Below are 19,335 nucleotides of genomic sequence, written 5' to 3' on the forward strand. Positions count from 1 at the left end.
ACGAAAAGGCCCCGCGGACTTCAATCACCGCGGGGCCTTTTCGTTTCTGTGACAGGTTCCTGCCGCTTGATCGACCTTTGACAGGTCAAAGAAGCTCCATCGCCGTGCCTGGATCTACGCCAGACGCAGAGCGACGGAGTCGGAATTGCTAACCGAACTTTACGACGCGAGCAAGTAATGCCTGTGAGCGCGTCCTCAAAGCAAGGATCGGTTCCTCTTCAAGTCCTACGAGGACGGCTTGGTTTTCCCAGACCAAATCTGCGTCAGCATAACGAGTCGCGGCAAGCACGTAGATGTCAGATAACGAATGCGTGGACCGAAGGGTCTTCCATTCGGCTGCATCTTCCCTAGATAGAAGAACGAGATTTGCGAGATAGCTTGGGCTTTTGACGCCGTCCATCCCGGCCAGCTCCAATTCTTGCCTGCTGAAAAGAATGCCATGGAGCGCCTCGGCTCCCGAAATCTCCGTACCGGAAAGGAGAGAGCGCACGGCTGACTTTCGCATCAACAGGTCGAACCCTAATGCGACAGCTGATCCGGCCCGGCGAACACGATCCGCAAACAGTAACGGGTCGACACTCTTTCGAACCTCAAGGGCAGGCGCGACATTGCCATGACGGAGTTCCCGCACGAGCCGTGAAGTATAGGATTCAGGCTTGCCCTGGTGTTCCTCCGCGAAGGTCGATTTCCAAAACCACCGTTCGAGTTCATCCTCAGCGACGTCAACGTCCGCATGCTTCATGGCAAAGAGAAGAAGGCGCTGAATTTCGTAAGGAATCTCGTGAACGCCAGCTATTCCGATGTGGCCAATAAATTGCGCCACTTCGTCTAATGCAGCTGTCATCGATTCAACCTCGCTTCCGAGGCCGCCCTCTCGATTTGAAAGGGCCTTGAGTTGAATTACATCACGTGTGTCAAGTGATAGTTCCGACGCTATCGACAAGCATCGAACCAGGAAATCTTCCGTCAGACCCTCGAGGGGCGTTCCCTGGTATCGCTCTTCGAAGTCCTCGAAGGTTTCTTCCAAGTCAAAACTGGAACGCCAGGTCAACGCTCGCACGAAGTCGACGGACGATAGTGGAGTTCCGCTACTGTTGATTCTTCGGAAGACCTCGACGACATCTTCCAATGCAGCATTCGAAAGCGCGATAATCGGGACCTGATAGTCCTGGAAGGTGCTGTAGAGGTCGAGGGCTCTGGGGAGAAGTTCTTCGCCGTCTTCGAGGTCTGCAATCGCGCTCTGTATAGCCAGGAACTTGCGGCTATCAAAAAGGGTATCCATGGGTAGGTGCCACGCTTGAACGTGATGAAGCTCTGTCCGGTGCTGAAACTGTCTTGTGCGTAGGTCGTAAAACACCCGATACACGGGGTCGCTAGAGGGATCCTTCAAGCAGCCGTAAAGGGAGGAAAGTCGTTGCGCTCCATCGAGAATGACTTCAAAGCTTCGCATCGCTTCGTCGGCCGGCGGAAAGGGAAGTTCTCTGAAGCCAGAGAAGTATTCGTCACTGGCTTCGACTTTCCAGGTCAGAACACTCCCGATGGGGTACCCCTTCTGGATGCTCCCCATCAAGTCTATGACTTCTTTTTCTCCCCAAACAAAGTGTCGTTGAAATCGAGGAATTCGCAAGGAGGTGCGCTCGATGAGGCGCAGAACTACATTGAGGTACTGGGCGCGGGGTTCGGGGTTGTCCATGTATTCAGTCCGTTTCGAGCCGAATCACTTCAGCTTTGAGGTCGAGCATTGCGGATTCTATGAAATGGCCGCTATGCCCGAGATAGGTCGCTCTGAACTGAGGAGTGCCGGGCTCCCAAGCAGATTTGCGCTTCTTCTCCGTGGGTAGCACCTTTGTTCGCTGCTTCTCGTACAGTAGATGCGTGAGCTCCCCGAGAGTGTCTTGCATCTTTGTTAAGATCTTGATCTCGACCGCGACGTCTATCTCGGTGTTGTTCAAGTCGGTCGCCTTCAGAATCACGTAATAGTGTTGCGCGTGATAGCCGGAGTCCTTCGCATGGTAGCGGCGAAAGCGGCGCAGTCCGAGCTCGTTGATGATCGATTCTAGCCTTGAGCCGATGTCGATGACCCCATCGACGAAGGGAACGACAAATTTGGTGCGGAACAGATCGTCGATAACCTCGTGCGCGACGAGCGGGGTAATCCATCTTTGCAAGGAGCCCTTATCGTCTCGACGAGCGCGCTCGTCGAGGGTGGGGACAATCGGAGGGGCGCTCTTTAGGAGGTTTTCTTCAATATTGATTCGGTACAGCTTGTCGATGACGGACGGCCATGACTTCTGCACAAGCTTGAAAGCGGTGTCGCCACTCGCCCACGAATCAATCGCGCGAATTTTATCGAGCACAAGTTCGCTGCTGAGTTGTTGGTGAAGTTCGGCCAATCGGAGATAGAACTCGGACTCGTTTATTGTGCTCTCGACGGCAGTGATTAATGACCTGAAAGCGGTTGCGTCGCCGTTGAAGTCGTGCGCGGTAGTGTGCTGCAGCTCTGTGATCATCTGTGCTGTCGTGCTCACCGTCTCCGTCTCCGTCTCCGACGTCGCCGTTGCATCGGCCTCTGCCGGAGCCCCCTCGCCTTGCATAGCCACAGTATGTCGGGATACTGGTTCGCGCGCTAGTCCTATGATGCGGGCGGTCTGCGTCGCCAGTCGCTGTTGCTTGTCGATCGAGGTATCGACTTTTCCTTGATGCCATTCAGTCACGCCAGATGCTGAGCCTGTCGTTTGCGGACGCAACGCAGATGGGGGCTTCGCGAATCTTCGTAGTGCTGCCGGTACGGTCCGGCGACGCCATTCAATCGGTGTTCGCCTTGGCCCGTTCAAATGTCGACGGCGGCCTGCGGGAGCGGGCGCTCTGCACCTGCTGGCTTGTGTGACAGCGCCAGCTCCGTGATCGGGCCGGCTACTGGGACGCGCTGAGGACAGTACGGGGGTTCGTACCTGCAGGCCGGTGGCACCGCGGAGAAGATGAGCGTGGAGCTGCGCCGCCGCGAGGACGACGGGGAGTACCGCTTCTACATCCTCGGCCGTGACCACGATCTCACCGAACCGCTCACGGAGACCATCGACGGGCAGGCTGCGCACGAGCCTCGGCATCCTGCCGAGCTGTTCACGGCTGACCAGGCTGCGCCGGTGTTCATGCACTACGTCGAACACCAGACGGTGCCCGACGGCTACACGCTCCGTCTCATCGACGACATGTAGAAGGTGGCGCGCCACCGTCGCGTGTCCGCGACCGTGTGCCGGACAGGAGGCGCGGTGCCAGCTGGCACCGCGCCTCCTGTCCGTTGCTGCTCACGTGACCGCGTGCAGTCACGCAGCCAACCGCGTCCGGCCAGCCCTGGGCTGGGGCTGGTGCTGGGGCCGGATCACCCGAGGGCGCCGCCCCAGAAGTTGCCACCGCCGAACACGACCTTCACCGGCACGGCCTGCGCTCGGTCGGTCACGTACCGGTACACGCCGCCCGGACGTCCGAGCCACAGCACCTGCGCGGTCGTTGTGGTCGTCGCGACGGTCCGGAGCTCCACCACGTACTGCCCGGAGGGGATCTGGAACTGCGCCGTCTGCTCGCTGTCGAGCAGCGTCGAGAACCGGGTCGAGAACGATGCTCCGGTCGTCGCGTTCGTCACCGTGACGGTCGCACCACTCAGCTGCGCCGACGGGCTGCGGGACGCCGAGGCCGCGTAGACGACCAGGTCGTAGTCGCTGTGTGCGTAGTGCCGTGACAAGGTGACTCGGGAAGCCGGGAGCGTTCCTCGCTGCTGGTACACCCGGGTCTTCCAGACGGCGGGCGACGCCGTTCCGCTGGCGTAGGCCTCGATGCGGTACTTCCCGGTGCTCAACCCGACGAACCGGTACTGGCCCGTGCTGTCCGAGGTCGTCCGGAACACCTGCGAGGTGTCCTCGTTCCAGGCGTACATCAGGCGACCGGCGGCGGGTCCCGTCGGGCCGACCACACCGCCCTGCACGGTGGCGCCGATCACGAGCGGCACGGTGACCGCGACTGTGGAACCGCCACGGACGGCGATGCCCGAGCGGAGTCCGGGGGCGTAGGTCTCGTTTCCGTGCGGCGGGAGCTGCCGCGTCGTCACCGTGACGGTGTCCGGTGCGGGGATGCCGGTGAAGGTCGCGGCACCGTCATCGTCGGTGGTGGCGTTCCCGACGACGACGTCGGTGCCGATCGCTGCGAGTTCGACGTCCGCCAGCCGGATCGCGGTGCCGTCCGGCGTTGCGAGCTGCACGGTGATCGTTCCGGATCCGGCCGCAGTCGCTGGTGGCGCGAGGCCGATCAGCGCGCCTGCTGCCAGCGCAACGGCCAGCGTCGTCCCCGTGATCAGTCGCATCGTGTTCCCTGATCGTTGGCCAGCCGTGCGTTGCCAGGGACTGTACGCGCACGGCGGGCGGGCGGCGGGCGGGCAGGCACATCGCAGCAGCGGTCACGCAGAAGCGTCTCGGCTTCGACAGGCGTCACGAGGTGCGGGTCGCACCGATCGCCCAGACGCGCGGCGGTTCTGCACCGTTCACCGCGTGGTCACCGATGACCCGCGCCTTGAACACCCACGGGTTGTGGCTGCCCGCGGTGCGAGCGTTCCGCCAGTGCCGGTCGAGGTTCTTCGTCGTGCTCACCCCGGACGCCGCGAGCGCGTCGAACAGATGCGAGGTCGCCGTCGTCGCCAGGGTGGTCAGCGCGACCTGCGCCTGTGCGGTCGCGAGTTCGGCGCGGTCGTTGCGGCGCTCGTCCTCGGCTGTGTCGAGCCTGGCTCCCTCGTACGCACCCTGCAGGGCTGCGGCGGCCCGGTCGACGATGGCGGTGGCGGCGAACCCGGCCGCCGACACCTCGCCGACGACCTGGAGGATCTGCGGGTCGGCCGCGAACGTGTCGGCGTTGCCGTGGGAGAAGACGCGGGTGCGGTTGCGGACCTCGCGCGCGATCTCCCGCTCGGCTGCGAGGACGGACCCGGCGAGGACGCTCAACAGCACGCCCTGGTAGAACGCCGTCTGGTACTTGAACCGCTCGTCGAAGGGGATCACCGCGTCGGCCTGCACGACGGCGACGTCGAAGGTGCTGGTGCCGGAGCCGGTGGTGCGCTGCCCGAACCCGTCCCAGTCGTCGGTGTGGGTGACCCCGGGCTGGTGCGCGTCGACGATCGCGATGACCCGCTCGCCGGTGTCCGTGCGTTCGGCGTAGGTGTCGATCCAGTCGGCGAAGATGCTGCCGGTCGAGTAGTACTTCTGCCCGGTGATCCGGAACGTCCCGTCCGGCTGCGGGGTCACCTTCGTGATCACGTCGCCGACCTGCACTGACCCGACCTCGGTCCACGAGTTGCCGACGATCTCACCACGGCCGAAGCGGTCCAGCCACCCCTCGCGTTCCCCGGTCCGTGCGACCAACCGGTCCTCCACCAGTGCGAAGTGGCCGCGGAGCGCCTGGGGGATGTTGCTGTCAGCAGCGGCGAGTTCGGTAAGCAGGCGGAACAGCTGGGGCAGTGTCGCCCCGGCTCCGCCGTGGGCGACGGGGACGCGGACGGCGCCGAATCCTGCCGCGGCGAGTTCGCGAATCTCCTCGAACGGGAGGCGGTGGTCGCGTTCGCGCTCGGAGGCGCCGGCAGCGATGCGGTCGAAGATCGGACGGAAACGGGCGAGGAGTTCGTCGTCGGCGCCCTCGTCGATCGTGCGGTCGGCGGTCTGGTTGCTGATGGTCACGAGGACTCCTTCGTGCTCTGGGTTGCTACCTGTCGCGTGGTGTGGCGCCGGGTGGTGTCGATTCGTCCGGTGTGGGCGGACAGCTCGACCAGATGTGCGCCATGGCGAGACTGTGACATCGCCGAACGCCCGCGAGAAGGGTTGTGTCGATGTGTGTCGGAGGGTGACTTCCCATGACACGTGACCGCGCAGTGACGAGGTGGGGTTCGCAGCAGCGCCTTCGCGGTGCTGCGCGTGTGCGATGGCCGCGGAGCCCGTCGGACGGAGACGGGCATGCTCTTCCGAGAAACCCGCGTAGGCCACGCTCAGAGCAGCGCGCATCAACGACGGAGCACGCACCAGCCAGAGGACCGGCCACTGCCTGGCTGGGTGTGGGCGAAAGCCGTGGTCTCGGCGTCGTTCACTCCGGTGACGTTCAGGCCGGCGGGGTCGTCCCTGCGCCTTCGGTGTCGTCGGCACCCGCAAGACCTGTCCCAGCCTGATCGAGGTTCTCGTGGGGGTCGCCCATGTCTCCGGTCGCAGCGCCGGTGCGGGACAGCCCGAAGTGTTTGCGGACGGCGTTCGCCTCGGCGGGGGACAGGGTACGTCCGGCTCCGAGGGACGGCGCGTCCTTGATCGCGTCCTTCGTGTACCCGACGTGCACGTCCGTGCCGTCGAACGTGGCATCGTCGGCGGGGACGAGCGCCTGGTGTCGCCCGAGCAGTCCCGTCGCGACACAGACGTAGGCCGCACTGCCGTCCTCGTCGGAGGGGAACACCTGCACGACCTTGCCGACTGATACGCCGTTGCGATCCCGGACAGTCGCACTCTCGACCTGGTGGATGACGCCCTTGGTGATCATGAACGTAGTCAACGCCCTCGAGTCTGACGCTTCGCAGACGCCGTCCTGCAGGCTGGCGCTGTGGACCCGAGCCTCGGAGTCTGGGGCCGCGTTGCCGCGCCACTCGATCGGTCGATCGCCCTCCGCGCGTCCACGACACGCCCGGAACACCTCTGAAGTTGCAGATCTGATGTATCACTGAGTTGACTGCTCGTTGTCGGCAACGCTGCCGACGCGAGAGCCGGCTTTGATGCCGGAGAACGAGGGGAATTTCCATGAAGCAGTCGTCCTACGGACGTGTCGTCTCGATCGGCGCAGCCTGCGCCGTCGTCGCCGGACAGGCCACTGCGAAGTGCAAGGTCGTCGTGAAGCGAGGTGTGCCGACTCCATGGGGCACGGTTGCGTGGAGCACCTACTCCTCGATCCAGCGCCTCAGCGCCAAGGGCAACGGCGCGATCACATACAACCGCTGGGAGTGAGCGGAATGGCGTCTTGGCAGGAGGAGCAGATGATGAATCCACTTGTTCCAACAGCGCTCGACGGCGTGCTGATGGCCGTATCCCTCTTCGCGCTGTTCCTCGCACTCGCAGCGTTCATCTCGCTGATCCGATCTCGGTCGACCTTTGGCCGTCGTTTGCTCGGATGGACTCTCGTCGTCCTGTTCGCTCCGATCATCGGGCCGGCGACGTGGTTCGTCGCTCGGCACCGCGAACGGTCGATCGAGCCCAGAAGTGACGACGTTGGCCAGCGGTGAGGGGAACTTTCGGTCGGATCAGCACCCTGTCCGCAGCATGAATCCGCGTGCCTTGTTCGCAGCCGTCGCTGCTGCGTTCCCCGTCGTGGTCGAGGTCGCGGTCACCAGCGTCTGGTGGGATCGGTTGCCCGACCGGATCGCGACGACGTTCGGCCCGGATGGCAGCCCGAGCGGGTACGGAACTCCGTTGGGAACCGCGATCCTGCTCGCGGCGGTACAGGCGCCGTTCCTCGTGGGGGCGGTCGGCTCCGCTTTTGCTCGAGACCGGCGCAGAGGTCGCATCTCGTGTGCGGTCACCGCAGGGTTCGTTGCGGCGCTCGCGATGAGTTGGTTGATCATCGTGGGATTGGCGTCTTCGACGTTGAGTCCGACGGCTTGGTGGCTTCTCGCGGCGGCGCCCGTGTGGGCGTTTGTCCCGTACTGGTTGCTTTCCCCCGCGAGGGACTGAACGCGGATCGCTGAGACACCGACCGTGGTCCAGGGGCAGTGAAAGGCGAGGGCAGCACCAGCGCGACCAGCCGGCCGGGCGGAAGCCGCGCCTCCAGGCCGGACCGAAAGCCGCGCACGCGGCGGACGCAACACGAACGGCGGCTCTCCTCCTTCCGGAAGAGGGCCGCCGTGGTGTCTCGCGGTGATCAGTGGGCCGACGGGACCGCCGTGCCGACGAGCTCGGCCCGCACGATGTCCGCCCCAGCGGACAGCGCCCCGAGCTTGTCCAGCGCCGCACCCCGCGCCAGGGGCGCCATCCCGCAGTTGGAACTCGGGATGAGCTTGTCTGCATCGACGAACTCGAGCGCCCGACGCAGGACCTCCGCGACCTCCTCCGGGGTCTCCACGGTCTCGGTCGCGACGTCGATCGCGCCGAGCATGACCTTCTTGCCGCGGATCAGCTCGACGAGCTCGAGGGGAACGTGGGAGTGGATGCACTCGAGCGAGACGATGTCGATCGACGACTGCTGCAGCAGCGGGAAGGACTGCTCGTACTGCCGCCACTCCGCGCCGAGCGTCTCCTTCCACTTGTTGTTCGCTTCGATGCCGTAGCCGTAACAGATGTGCACGGCGGTCTCGGCGCGCAGGCCCTCGGCTGCGCGTTCGAGCGCGGCCACGCCCCAGTCCTGCACCTCGTCGTGGAAGACGGTGAAGGCGGGCTCGTCGAACTGGATGATGTCGACGCCGGCATCCTGCAGTTCGCGTGCCTCTTGGTTGAGGATCGTGGCGAACTCCCATGCCAGCTTCTCGCGGCTCTTGTAGTGCTGGTCGGAGAGGGTGTCGATCATGGTCATCGGGCCGGGGAGTGCCCACTTGATGGGGCGATCGGTCTGAGCGCGCAGGAACGCAGCGTCCTCGACGAAGACCGGCTTCCGACGGCTCACGGCGCCGACGACGGTCGGGACGGCCGCGTCGTACCGGTCGCGGATGCGGACGGTCTCCTTGCGGTCGAGGTCGACGCCGTCCAGGTGTTCGATGAACGTCGTGACGAAGTGCTGGCGGGTCTGCTCGCCGTCACTGACGATGTCGATGCCGCGGCGCTCCTGCTCGTGCACGGCGGACCGGAGGGCGTCCTGCTTGCCCTCGGTCAGTGCTGCTCCTTGCAGCTCCCAGGGGGACCAGAGTCGCTCGGGCTCGGCGAGCCAGGACGGCTTCGGCAGGCTGCCGACGATCGAGGTGGGGAGGAGAGAACGCATGGGGGTGACGGTCCAGTCAGTCGAAGGGCAGAGGAAGTCAGCGCGCGAGGGCGGGGTCAGCCCACCGGGCGAGGAGTGCGTGGTGCGGCCGCACCAGGTGCTCCTCGGTCCACTGGCCCTGCGTGATCCCGAGGTGGCTGCGTTCCTCACGGTCGTAGGTCACCGGGGTGGGCGTGAAGTCGGTGTGGTCGAGGGTGGGGCGGTAGGTGCTGCCGGCCGGGGTGTTCGCGGCGTAGACCTCCGGGCGGTAGATCTTCTGGAAGGTCTCCATGGTGGCGATCGTGCCGATGAGCTGGAGGTCCGTGTAGTCGCCGGTCAGGTCGCCGCGCGTGTAGAACGCGAGCGGTGCAGCCGCCCCGGCGGGCTGGAAGTACCGGACCCGCATGCCCATCCGGCCGAAGTAGTCGTCGGTGAGCGAGGAGTGCTCGTGCTCGTACTCGGCGCCGAGCACCGGGTGGACGTACCCGTTCCGGCGGTAGGTCTGGCTCGTCGAGACGCTGATGCAGACGACGGGCTCGGCACCGAACTGCGACCCGAACACGTCTGACTCCAGGAAGCGCTGGAAGAGCGCCCCGTGCAGCTGGCCGAAGTCGGACGGCAGCGACGGCGACGACGGCAGCAGCACCGAGAAGTCGTAGTCGCGCAGGTACGACGAGAAGTTGTTGCCGAGGATCCCGCGGTGGCGCTCGCCGGTGTGCTCGTCGACGATCGTGACGTCGAGCATCTCGAGCAGCGGGAACTCCGCGTCGGAACCACCGTCGGAGAACTCCAGTGCGACCGAGACGATGTCGAGCTGCAGACGGTAGCGGTCGTGTGCCGCGGCCAGCTCGTTCGCTCGCCCGTCGATCATCGCCAGCGCAGCGCGGAGGTTCTGCTGACGGTGCTCGCCGCGCGCCAGGTTGGCGAAGTTCGTGGTCAGCCGGGAGCTGTCGGCGGGGGAGTAGTCCTCGTCGAACCGGGTCCGGGTGATGCTGAAGGTGAGGTCGTTCGCCATGGTCGGCAATCTGTTCGTCGAGCGCCCGCGGGCGCTGGGGAAGGGGTGCCTCGATCATGACGGGAATGGCGAGCCATCAGGTAATACCGAGACCCTATGCACCGGTATAGCCTCGGCCTATGGCCCGGGTCTCGAACGACATCACCCTGCAGCAGCTCCGGTACTTCATCGAGGTCGCGACGGAGGGCTCGATCAGCGCAGCGGCCGACCTGCTCTACGTGTCGCAGCCGACGATGTCCGCGGCGATGAAGGACCTGGAGACGCGGATCGGGCGCCCGCTGTTCACCCGCTCGGCCAGAGGAGTCGTGCTCACCGTCGACGGCGTCGAGTTCCTCGGGTACGCCCGGCAGGTCGTCGAGCAGGTCTCCCTGCTCGAGCAGCGGTACGTCGGCGGCCAGCGGTCGCGTCGGCTGCTCGGGGTGTCCGCCCAGCACTACTCGTTCGCGGTGGAGGCCTTCGTCCGCATGGTCGAAGCAGCGGCTGCGGACGAGTACGAGTTCTCGCTGCGCGAGACGCGCACCTGGGACATCATCGAAGACGTCCGCACGCTGCGCAGCGAGGTGGGCATCCTCTACCGCAACGACTTCAACAAGCAGGTGCTCGGCAAGCTGCTGCGGGACGCCGGCGTCGTGTTCACACCGCTCTTCGTCGCGCAGCCCCACATCTTCGTGGCCAAGCGGAACCCGCTCGCGTCACGGGAGCGTGCGACCCTCGAGGACCTCGTCGACCTGCCTCGGCTCACCTTCGACCAGGGTGCGAACAACTCCTTCTACCTGGCCGAGGAGATCCTGTCGACGATGTCGAGCAAGCGGGAGATCCGTGTCTCGGACCGGGCGACGATCTTCAACCTCATGATCGGTCTGGGTGGGTACACGATCTCCACGGGGCTCATCAGCGACGACCTCGACCCCGAGATCGTCGCCATCCCGCTCGACGTCGACGAACGCATCGAGATCGGCTGGATCGCGCACTCCTCGGTTCCCCTCACCGTGCAGGCGCAGGCGTACCTGGACGAGTTGCGCGCGGTGGTCACCAGCTACGGCGTCGAGCCGCTCGGGTAGGCAGGCGGCGGGTCCGGCGGTTCCAGCGATCGGCCTGGAGGCCCGACACGCGTCCGTCAGGAGGCTGCGGTCTCGAGCATCGCCGTCACGTGCGGTGCGCTCCACCGCAGGAGCGCGTCAGATGGCGGGTCCTCGAGGTCCTCACCCCAGATCGCGACGGCGGCGCCCGACATCGGAGCCGCGAGCAGCGAACCGGAGTCGCCGTCCCACGTCCGGAGTGACCAGTTCTCGCGGAGGTCGGCGACGGTGTACTCGCTGTCGGCCGGGTCGAGGTCGGTCGGCACCTCGTAGAGGTAGTACGAGTTGTAGTTGAGCAGGTCGATCCCGGCCTGCTGCAGGTCGACCGCACTCGCCCGTCGTGCTCGCCGTTCGCGCCGCTCGGCTGCGTCCTCGGTGTCGCCGTCGAAGCTCCAGTACGTGACGTGGATGCGCGGATCGAGTCGCCCGACCGCGACCCGATCGATCCCGTCGTTCCAGGCCCAGACCTCGCGGTTGCCGACCGTGGCCGCCATCGCGTTCATCCAGGCGACGCGTTGGGTGGAGGTGGCGTCGTCGCCCCATTCGTCGCCGCCGATGTGCACGGTTCGGCTGGAGGGGAAGGTCTGCTGCACCTCCGCGTACAGCTTCTTGGCCAGCGCGAGACTCTCGGGCGCCGACGTGTCGAGTTCGTTCTCGCCCGAACGGATGCGGTCGACCCACTTCGTGCCGTGTTCCGCCTCGAGCAGGTCGAATGCCGCAGCCATGTGGCCCGGAGTATCGATCTCGGGCACGATCGCGACACTCCGCTTCGCTGCGTAGTCGGCGATCGAGCGTGCCTGCGCGGCGCTCAGGAACGGGCGATGGGTCACGCGGCTCGTGTACACGCCGTCGTCGAGATCAGCGTTGGCGAGGGTCTGGCCGAGCACCGTGCTCTCGATCCCGACGTTCTGGTCATCGGTGAGGTGCAGGTGCAGGAAGCGGCCGCCGTCGTCGGCGAGGAGGTCGATGTACCGCTTGATCAGCGCCACGGGGTAGTAGGCGCGCGCGACGTCGAGCATCACGCCCGTCTCCGGGCGCGCGCGCTTCGTGGGCTTGGTGGTGACGGTCGCAGTCGACGTGCGGCACTGCTTCGCGGAGTACGCGCCCACGCAGGCGAGGACGGAGTACTTCCCGGCTTCGGCACGGGAAGGTGTCCCGCGAACTGCGGTGACCGAGGCGCTCGACCCAGCGGCGAGTGCCTTCACCGCGACCCGGCCGAGCGTGTACTTCTTCGTGCCGGCGGACAGGTACAGCCAAGCGGAGGAAGCCGGCTTCCGCACGGCGGCAGTGTTCTTGACCTTGAGGGTGGTGCGCACGGCACTGCCGGTCGAGGTGACGGTGGTGGTCGCGGTGACCTTCGTGACCTTCGTGACCGTCACCGCCGAGGCTGCGGTGTCCGCTGATCCTGCCGTTGCACGGATGCCGACCAGAGCTGCTGCCGACACGGCGATTGCCAGACCGACCGCGAGCGTGCGTCTGGCAGACGATCCGGGACCCACGTTCCCCTGTTGACGCACCACGACGTTTTCCCCCTCGAACACCCGTTGCCCTCGCTGGATCAGGATGCGCGCACGATCGTATCCGCCCCTTCAGGCGAGCGGACTGCCGCCCGATGGCTTTGCTCCGAGGAGCGGTTGCGCGTTCTTCGGGTTGCGATGTCCGTCATCCCAGGGGAAGCGCCCGTGAGAGTCGGGCCACACCATCTGCAGCGCAGTGAACGACCCGACGATGGCCGCCGTCACGGTCATGCCGTGAACGTCTTCCGCCTCCGTGAACAGAACGAAGCCTGACTCCGTCAGCTCTTCGGTCCGGTCGCCCGCCTGGAACGGTCCGTGCTCCTGCTGCTCGTCGACTCCGTTGCGGATGAACTGTTGCGCGACGTCTGCCGGCAGCCCTGTGATGATGAGCTCGGGCCATCCTCGGGCGGTGAGCCCGACCGTGTAGGAGAACGGTGCTTCGTCAGTATCGACGTTCGGTAGGACGTGTTGGATTCCCCAGCCGTACCGATCGACGAGTGTTCTCATGTCTGCGACGAGATCAGGGTGGGGACGGTTCACGAGGTGAGCGTACCTCGCCAGAGGCGTCTGATCGCCGATCGTGGCGCGAGCTCAGCGCGTGCGAGCAGCGAGATCGCTGTAGGCCGCCGCGTACCAGCCGACGGTGCCGTCTCCGGCGGTCGGGCCGATCGTGATCGCCGCGCTCGACGTGACCACGTACAGGTCCTCGTCGTGTCCGCAGTGGACGGAGCGTGACGTGAGCGGTTTGCCCGTCTCCGACCCGTTCGCACCGATGCGTCCGGCCCACACGGCCATCTGCACGGTTTCGTCACCCTGGCAGGTGATCGAGACGCGGATCCGCGCACGGTCTCCGGCTCCGTCGGTGCCGAGGGAGAGTCGGCTGGATGAATCGTTGGTGCCGGCACCGCTGCCGAGTCCGCCAGGTTGTCCGGCCCACCGGGCCTGCACGCGCTGCATCCAGTCGGAGTGGGCCTTGTCGTTCTCCTCCGGCGTCGGGTGATCAGAACAGGCCGTGAGCGACACGAGGGCCACGACGGCGACGCCGATGACCAAGGTGCTGCGTCGAAGGCCGCGGCGGGCGTGGAGGAACGGAGTGCGCATGTCGTGGCAAGTGTGGCGCAAGTGGGGACCCGCGGTGATCTCCGAATCACTGGAGCCTGCGCTTCGGCATGCTCTGCAGCGCTGGCGCCTACTGGCGGTCAGCTACCGCGACCGAGGTCTGCTGAGCGATGTCGGCTTACTGAACGCGGCTTGTCAACGCAGCAACTACTGCCGCCAGTGCGCTGATCTTCCCACCTCCGTTTGATTCCTTTCCGTTTCCTCATTGGAGACGGGGACTAGGCGTTCTACTGTCTTACCGAGTGGAGGGAGGTGGATGACATGACCGAATACGACGACTTCAGCGAGGACAACACCTTCTGATCTGCGCGCAGACGCAAGTTCGGAAGGAATGCAAGCGCGATGGGGTCGCGCCATCCAATCGGTCGCGACCCCATCCTCACGAGAGCCGAAAATGTACATCTCCAGTTCATCAACGCGGTTGAACACAGAGCGTCCACTTGTCGGGGCTCAGACCGACGTTCCGGTCCTCGCTGCAATTCCGGGGGACGAGCGAGTGCTCATACTCGGATCAGGGATCGGGGCGGTTGCGCTCGGGCTGATGCAGGCTGGAGTCAGTTCGCACATCGACTGCGTTGACTACTCGTCCGACGCAATGAAGATTTGCGAAGCCATCACCGGGTCTGCTCTTTCGTACTCAGTACTCGACGCCGCGGAATTCGTTCGTTCGAGGAAGGGCCGCTACGACTACATCGTCGTTGACCTGTTCGACGGGCCTCAACTGTGTGAATTTGTCACTACCGGACAGTTCCTCGAGCAGGTGCTGGACATGCTCGATGAGCGTGGTGCGTTGGCCATCAACACCCTGGGATTGCCGCCGCACCTTGACCAGTCGGGGCCGTCTTCGTGGTCCGACGACTGGCGCACCATCGCAGGGGTGGTCCGTCGGGCAGACTCACAATTTCGTGTCACGACCGTGCCCCACCTGATCAATCGCACCGTCTTCGTGAGCCGAACAGACCTGCAGGAACGCCTCGACCTTTCTTCCCGGAGCGCCGCCCAGGAGTTCGAGAACGTTTCCATCCCGAAGTGGATGCCCGCCATTGCTCCGAAGCACCCACCCCGGGATGTAGCTCAACAGACTCCGCACGCGTTCAGTGACTTCCGTGACGAAGTTCGGCGAGCCAAAGTGGCACTTGCCTCACGATTGTTCCCGGGAAGGGAGGGGCCACTTAATGAGATTGTCGCCAACATACTCGCGATCGAAGATGGTGAGTATCAGATGCGACGCTTGATCGCGAATGACGAGGCGGTTGCGTTTCTCTTTGGTAATCAATACCACACGTCGTCCTGGCAGAAGCGGCGCGATGATTGGTCATGGTTCAGCGACATGGAAATCGCCTTGGATCAGTCGTGGGGCGGCACGATCGGTTGGCATGTTGCCTCCGCCAATAACGCGGTCCGTGCGGATCGACTGAATTCATACGCTTAGAGCGATCGGACGTGGCGGGAATGCAGTTTCAAGATCTGCGGCTGGTCGTTCTCGTCGCGGTGGCGTTTGTGGGGATCATCACACTCTGGGTCAAAGCTTTCCGCAATCAGCCCGGGCAGTTCCTTACCTGGCCAATGTTCAGTGGAGTGACGTTTTTCTTATGCGACCTCCATGATGACGATTCTGGCGGCCGGGTCTGTTTACATCGTGAGTACGCCTACGGTGATCTCGTCGGCGGGGAAGAGCGCCTCGACGGAACGCTCGATTTCCTTCGTGATAGGGGTCGGCGTGTTTCTGGCTCGGTTCGAATGGTCAGCAGTCGTGGCGGGGAAATGAAGATCGAGGTGCAAGGAAGTGTAAGGATCATCAGCCGGCATGGATGACGGGACGAAGTTCTTCACGTTTGCTCTGTGGGGAGCGGTGGCCTTCAAGTTCGTGTGGGACGGCCTGCACGGCGGTGCGTCCTTGTACCGCCCGAATCGTTATCCGCAATGGCGGCTACTTGCACGCCCGCGTCACGTGCAGGTTTCGCTGAGTCCCCGAGCCTGGCGGATCTGGTATTGGGCAAGGTGGGTGTCGTTGGCTTTGATCGCTGCGGACACCGCCGGAGGCGGCCCGTGGGTCATCCTCGCGTTGACCCTCTTCCACGAGATCGTTCTCGATAAGAAGTTCCACACGCAGTTGCTCTTCATCTGTTGTCTCTGGGCCGCGCTGTTCGAAGCGTCGATCTGGTCCGGGATCGCAGGCCAGAGTGAGGCTTTCGTCGGGGCTGTCTCCTTGGTGGCTGTGGTGACTCCGGTGTACTGGAACAGCGCGTACATCAAGTTCAAGTCGCCGGGGTACCTGTCCGGGGAAGCGCTTCGCGTCGCACTACTGGGATTTAGCGTGGAAGGCCCCCGCGCCGGAGTCCACGAGTTCTTGTTCGGTGTGAGGCCCCCCGAGCCGTTCCTCGCAAGGATAGGAGTTCGCTGGGCGTTCAGATGGGGTAGCCGCATCGCTGCTGGGCTCGAGGTCCTGCTTCCACTCATGCTTCTGACTCCCGCCACGTTCTTCTTCGGTGCCGTCTTGGGCGTATGTCTGCATTTCGCGTTCTGGGCACTGCTGCCGGGGAAGCTCCTCCCGTTCCAGCTGGTCATGCTTTCCAGCTATGCCGCGTTCGAGTCGACAGGCCATGCGGTCTGGTCTTGGTGATGAGGAGAGCCATGCCCCTACGTATCTTCTTCCCTCTCGTGTCCCTGACGTACGGGATCGGGAACTGGTTCACCTACCTGGCGCTGATCGTCTACGTGCAGACCCAGGCCGGATCGACCGCGAGTGCGGGGCTGTTCGTGGCACAGACGGTCCCGGCACTGCTCGTCGCCGGTCACATCGCTCGAGCTGTTCCGATCGAGAGCGTCCGCAGGGCGTGGATCGGCTGCCAGATCACCCTGGCCGTGATGACGGTCGGCGCGGCGTTCTTCGTCGAGCACCTGTGGGTGGTCTACGTGTACGCGGGGTCGAGCATGATCGTCCGTGCGGTTGCAAATCCGCTCCTGCTGTCGCTCGTGAGCTCGTCGGTCAGTGCTTCCGAGAGGCCGACGGTGCTCCGCTCGGTGAGTGCGACGTCGGCAGTCACCCTCGCCGTCGCGCCGGCCGTGGGGGGTTCACTGCTCCCGGTGATCGGGCCGACGTGGTTGCTGCTCTTGAATGCGCTGATGTTCGTCGGCGTCGGAGCAGCCATGTGGGCTCACGGCGGTGTCGGACGTGCGTTGCGAGCGGCTCGTGATCATGGCGGGAGGACGGCGACCGAGCTGCGCACGGGGAGCTGGTTCCGCTTGCCGGGGTTCGCCGCCCTCGTTCGCGTGGAAGGGTCCGATCTGTGGGCCTGGCGACAGCCCTACACACGGCTGTGGATGCTCCTCCTCATCGCAGGCGCGATCCTCAACATCATCGAGACACCCCTCGTGTTCGAGGTCGTGAAGCTCGGCGAAGCCGCGTACGGATGGATGCTCGCCGCCTACGGATGCGGCGGCCTCGTCGTGCTGCTCAGCAACCTGCGCCGTGGTCGCGCCCGGGACCTGGCGCACGGGAACGATCGTCTCCACACTTCGATCTCAGGAGTGGCGCTGGCCGCAGGCTTCCTCGCGGTTTCAGTTGTTGCGTTGGTGAGACCGTCGGAACTCGCCACGGTGGTGACAGCGGTCGGCGCCTTCTTCCTCCTCGGGTACGGAGCGAGCTGGCTCTCGGGGACGTCGCGGGCGTGGCTGAACTCGTCGTTCCAAGATCAGGGTGACTCCGTCACGAAAGCGATGTGGACCTGGGCTTCGCAGGTCACGCTCGCGATCAACCTCGTCGTCTACCTCGCGTTCTTCGTCATCTACGCGCTGGTCCCGACCGGAGCGTGGATGCTGGTGCCTGCCCTGGTCGCCTACGGCACGCTCCTGGTGGCCCTTGCACGGACCCGATCTCCACGAACGCTCCTCGTGGGCTGAGTCGAGGGCCTGTACCTCAGCCCGTCGCGTCCGACGCAGACCCCTGTGTGGTCAGCCCGTGTTCCGTCTTCTCCCAGTAGTGCGGCCGGGTCAGGAGCTGCCAGAGCGCCTTGTAGGCGGCGATGGAGTGCAGCGTCCAGTACACGGGGTTCAGGAGCGACCAGAGGATCAGGTGGAAGGTCCCGCGCTTGAACGGGCCCATCATCGACAGGTAGATCATGATCGCGTTGCCGACCAGGAAGTTGAACAGGCACAGCCACAGCACCCACACCGGGAACAGTGCGTCGACGGTCTCCCGCGGCAGGAAGAACGTGACGGCGGTGAGCGCGTAGAACGGCAACACGCAGAGGAACGTCGCCGGGGTGCCCGCGATGAGCAGGACGAACGCCGCGAACCGGACGAGTCCGATCTCACGGACGAGTGCGAGGGGCCGACGGGCGTGGACCAAGCTGGTCTGCATGTAGCCCTTGATCCAGCGGGACCGCTGCCGGATGAAGTTCGGCACCGAGGTGTTGGCCTCCTCCATGGTGGTGGAGTTGATGACGCCCACGCGGTACCCGACGGCGCTCGCCCGGATGCCGAGGTCGGCATCCTCGGTCACGTTGTAGGGGTCCCAGCCGCCGAGCTCGATGAGCGATGCCGTGCGGAAGTGGTTCGACGTGCCGCCCAGGGGGATCGGCAGGGACGCGTGGTCCAGACCGGCCAGCATGTAGTCGAACCAGTAGGAGTACTCCAGCGTGAACATGCGGGTGAGGACGTTCTCGCGAGCGTTGAAGTAGTTCAGCGCCGCCTGCACGCACACCGTGGCCTCGCCACCGCGCTCGAACGCGATCAGTGCCTTCTTCAGCTGGTCGGGGTCTGGTGTGTCCTCGGCGTCGTAGATCACGAGGTACTCGCCGGTCGCGACGTAGAGTCCGACGTTGCACGCACGTGGCTTTGTCTGCGGGTGCCCCTTCGGCACGGTGATGACGCGGAAGTGCGGTGGCGGGTTCGCCGCGGCGATCGCGTCCCGTGTCTCCTGGTCCTCTTCCTCGGTCAGGATGATGACCTCGAGCTTGTGCACGGGGTAGTCCAGGCCGCCGAGGTTGTCGATCAGCTGGGCGACGATGTTCGCTTCGCGGAACACGGGCACGAGGACGGTGTAGCCGGGGAGGTCGGCGTCGTCCAGGGCAGAGACCTCGGTGTCGGTGATCCGTTCGACGACGTCGTAGCGGGCTCCCTGCGTGGCGACGACGAACTTGAAGCCCGTCCCGGCGAGGAACACGAGGCTGGCTGCGATCAGCGCTGCGATCGCGGTCTGGACCGGCCAGATGATCCCGCACGCCACGGCGATCACGGCGAGGACGATGCCCGAGGCCTTCTGCGACCGCGAGAAGACGACGCGGGCGGAGAGCGTCGGGTTCCGGTCATGGAGTTGGTTCGCAGCGGCATCGGCCACGGCCCCGTGGAACTGGCTCAGCACGGCACGGCGGAGGGTCCAGCTGTCGACCGAGACGAACGTGACCGGAGCCCCGAGCTCCTCGGACAACGCATCCCCGAGTGCGGCGTCGTCGGCCCGGCCGGAGGTGAGGACGAGGATGCTGCCGTCCTGCAGCACGCGGACCGGCATCCAGTCTTCGGCGAGGTACCGCTGCCCGGACCCGGGGCGCTGCAACGCCGGGTCGATCCCGGAGGCCTCGAGCTCGGTGAGTTCATCGGGTCGGGACGTGGCTGTGTGCCGGCCGAGCCCGGAGAGGTGTGGGGTGGTCAC

Annotated in this window: 20 protein-coding genes; 9 read left to right on the forward strand and 11 right to left on the reverse strand. The window is 64.9% G+C overall.

Annotated elements, in window-relative coordinates:
• Positions 1-148: 148 nt before the first annotated feature.
• A complete protein-coding gene (locus DEJ04_RS14135) occupies positions 149-1,693 on the reverse strand; it encodes a DUF262 domain-containing protein (protein ID WP_111047490.1) in 1,545 nt (514 codons plus the stop codon).
• A gap of 4 nt (positions 1,694-1,697) precedes the next feature.
• Complete coding sequence (locus DEJ04_RS14140; protein ID WP_146248718.1) at positions 1,698-2,714, reverse strand: hypothetical protein; 1,017 nt, start codon at positions 2,712-2,714, stop codon at positions 1,698-1,700.
• A gap of 270 nt (positions 2,715-2,984) precedes the next feature.
• Here DEJ04_RS14140 and DEJ04_RS14145 point away from each other — a divergent pair, with 270 nt between their 5' ends.
• Complete coding sequence (locus tag DEJ04_RS14145) at positions 2,985-3,215, forward strand: hypothetical protein (RefSeq protein WP_146248719.1); 231 nt, start codon at positions 2,985-2,987, stop codon at positions 3,213-3,215.
• A 164-nt stretch (positions 3,216-3,379) separates the two neighbouring features.
• Here the strand turns inward: DEJ04_RS14145 and DEJ04_RS14150 are convergent, their stop codons facing one another.
• From DEJ04_RS14150 to DEJ04_RS14160, 3 genes are all read right to left on the reverse strand, one after another.
• A complete protein-coding gene (locus tag DEJ04_RS14150) occupies positions 3,380-4,252 on the reverse strand; it encodes a carboxypeptidase-like regulatory domain-containing protein (RefSeq protein ID WP_181437830.1) in 873 nt (290 codons plus the stop codon).
• 226 nt (positions 4,253-4,478) lie between these two features.
• Positions 4,479-5,714 carry an acyl-CoA dehydrogenase family protein gene (locus DEJ04_RS14155; RefSeq protein ID WP_111047494.1) on the reverse strand — a complete coding sequence of 412 codons (1,236 nt, stop codon included), beginning with the start codon at positions 5,712-5,714 and terminating at the stop codon, positions 4,479-4,481.
• A gap of 415 nt (positions 5,715-6,129) precedes the next feature.
• Positions 6,130-6,555, reverse strand: a complete 426-nt coding sequence (locus tag DEJ04_RS14160) for a hypothetical protein (protein WP_111047495.1) — start codon at positions 6,553-6,555, stop codon at positions 6,130-6,132.
• A gap of 254 nt (positions 6,556-6,809) precedes the next feature.
• Between DEJ04_RS14160 and DEJ04_RS14165 the strand changes: the two genes are divergently transcribed.
• Genes DEJ04_RS14165 through DEJ04_RS14175 form a run of 3 tightly spaced genes read left to right on the forward strand, consistent with a single transcriptional unit; the run spans position 6,810 to position 7,736 of the window.
• Positions 6,810-7,013, forward strand: a complete 204-nt coding sequence (locus tag DEJ04_RS14165) for a hypothetical protein (protein ID WP_111047496.1) — start codon at positions 6,810-6,812, stop codon at positions 7,011-7,013.
• A gap of 29 nt (positions 7,014-7,042) precedes the next feature.
• The gene (locus tag DEJ04_RS14170) at positions 7,043-7,288 is read left to right on the forward strand and encodes a PLD nuclease N-terminal domain-containing protein (RefSeq protein WP_111047532.1); all 246 of its coding nucleotides are present in this window, start codon (positions 7,043-7,045) and stop codon (positions 7,286-7,288) included.
• 37 nt (positions 7,289-7,325) lie between these two features.
• Positions 7,326-7,736 carry a DUF1648 domain-containing protein gene (locus tag DEJ04_RS14175; protein WP_146248540.1) on the forward strand — a complete coding sequence of 137 codons (411 nt, stop codon included), beginning with the start codon at positions 7,326-7,328 and terminating at the stop codon, positions 7,734-7,736.
• A 187-nt stretch (positions 7,737-7,923) separates the two neighbouring features.
• Here DEJ04_RS14175 and DEJ04_RS14180 read toward each other — a convergent pair whose 3' ends face one another.
• Together DEJ04_RS14180 and DEJ04_RS14185 are read right to left on the reverse strand one after the other, a co-directional pair.
• Positions 7,924-8,973 (reverse strand): methionine synthase, encoded by a 1,050-nt coding sequence (locus tag DEJ04_RS14180; protein WP_111047498.1) that lies wholly within the window; start codon positions 8,971-8,973, stop codon positions 7,924-7,926.
• Positions 8,974-9,010: 37 nt separating this feature from the next.
• The gene (locus DEJ04_RS14185) at positions 9,011-9,967 is read right to left on the reverse strand and encodes a putative oxygenase MesX (protein ID WP_111047499.1); all 957 of its coding nucleotides are present in this window, start codon (positions 9,965-9,967) and stop codon (positions 9,011-9,013) included.
• A gap of 119 nt (positions 9,968-10,086) precedes the next feature.
• Here DEJ04_RS14185 and DEJ04_RS14190 point away from each other — a divergent pair, with 119 nt between their 5' ends.
• A complete protein-coding gene (locus DEJ04_RS14190; RefSeq protein ID WP_111047500.1) occupies positions 10,087-11,028 on the forward strand; it encodes a LysR family transcriptional regulator in 942 nt (313 codons plus the stop codon).
• Between the two features lie 56 nt (positions 11,029-11,084).
• Here DEJ04_RS14190 and DEJ04_RS14195 read toward each other — a convergent pair whose 3' ends face one another.
• From DEJ04_RS14195 to DEJ04_RS14205, 3 genes are all read right to left on the reverse strand, one after another.
• A complete protein-coding gene (locus tag DEJ04_RS14195) occupies positions 11,085-12,491 on the reverse strand; it encodes a family 20 glycosylhydrolase (protein WP_146248720.1) in 1,407 nt (468 codons plus the stop codon).
• 144 nt (positions 12,492-12,635) lie between these two features.
• Positions 12,636-13,103, reverse strand: a complete 468-nt coding sequence (locus DEJ04_RS14200) for a DUF4262 domain-containing protein (RefSeq protein WP_146248721.1) — start codon at positions 13,101-13,103, stop codon at positions 12,636-12,638.
• A 51-nt stretch (positions 13,104-13,154) separates the two neighbouring features.
• Positions 13,155-13,664, reverse strand: coding sequence for a hypothetical protein (locus DEJ04_RS14205; RefSeq protein WP_146248722.1), 510 nt, complete (start codon positions 13,662-13,664; stop codon positions 13,155-13,157).
• A 412-nt stretch (positions 13,665-14,076) separates the two neighbouring features.
• Here DEJ04_RS14205 and DEJ04_RS14210 point away from each other — a divergent pair, with 412 nt between their 5' ends.
• The 4 genes from DEJ04_RS14210 (at position 14,077) to DEJ04_RS14220 (ending at position 17,585) form a co-directional block, all read left to right on the forward strand.
• Entirely contained in the window at positions 14,077-15,114 is a 1,038-nt protein-coding gene (locus DEJ04_RS14210; RefSeq protein ID WP_181437831.1) for a class I SAM-dependent methyltransferase, read from the forward strand.
• 11 nt (positions 15,115-15,125) lie between these two features.
• Positions 15,126-15,497 (forward strand): hypothetical protein, encoded by a 372-nt coding sequence (locus DEJ04_RS18245; RefSeq protein WP_146248723.1) that lies wholly within the window; start codon positions 15,126-15,128, stop codon positions 15,495-15,497.
• Positions 15,498-15,693: 196 nt separating this feature from the next.
• A complete protein-coding gene (locus DEJ04_RS14215; RefSeq protein ID WP_146248724.1) occupies positions 15,694-16,305 on the forward strand; it encodes a hypothetical protein in 612 nt (203 codons plus the stop codon).
• 11 nt (positions 16,306-16,316) lie between these two features.
• Positions 16,317-17,585, forward strand: coding sequence for an MFS transporter (locus DEJ04_RS14220; protein ID WP_214541882.1), 1,269 nt, complete (start codon positions 16,317-16,319; stop codon positions 17,583-17,585).
• Between the two features lie 16 nt (positions 17,586-17,601).
• On the opposite strand, the gene DEJ04_RS14225 is transcribed toward DEJ04_RS14220, so the two are convergent.
• Positions 17,602-19,335, reverse strand: coding sequence for a glycosyltransferase (locus DEJ04_RS14225; protein WP_111047506.1), 1,734 nt, complete (start codon positions 19,333-19,335; stop codon positions 17,602-17,604).

The organism is Curtobacterium sp. MCLR17_044 (assembly GCF_003234435.1).
Classification (GTDB): domain Bacteria; phylum Actinomycetota; class Actinomycetes; order Actinomycetales; family Microbacteriaceae; genus Curtobacterium; species Curtobacterium flaccumfaciens.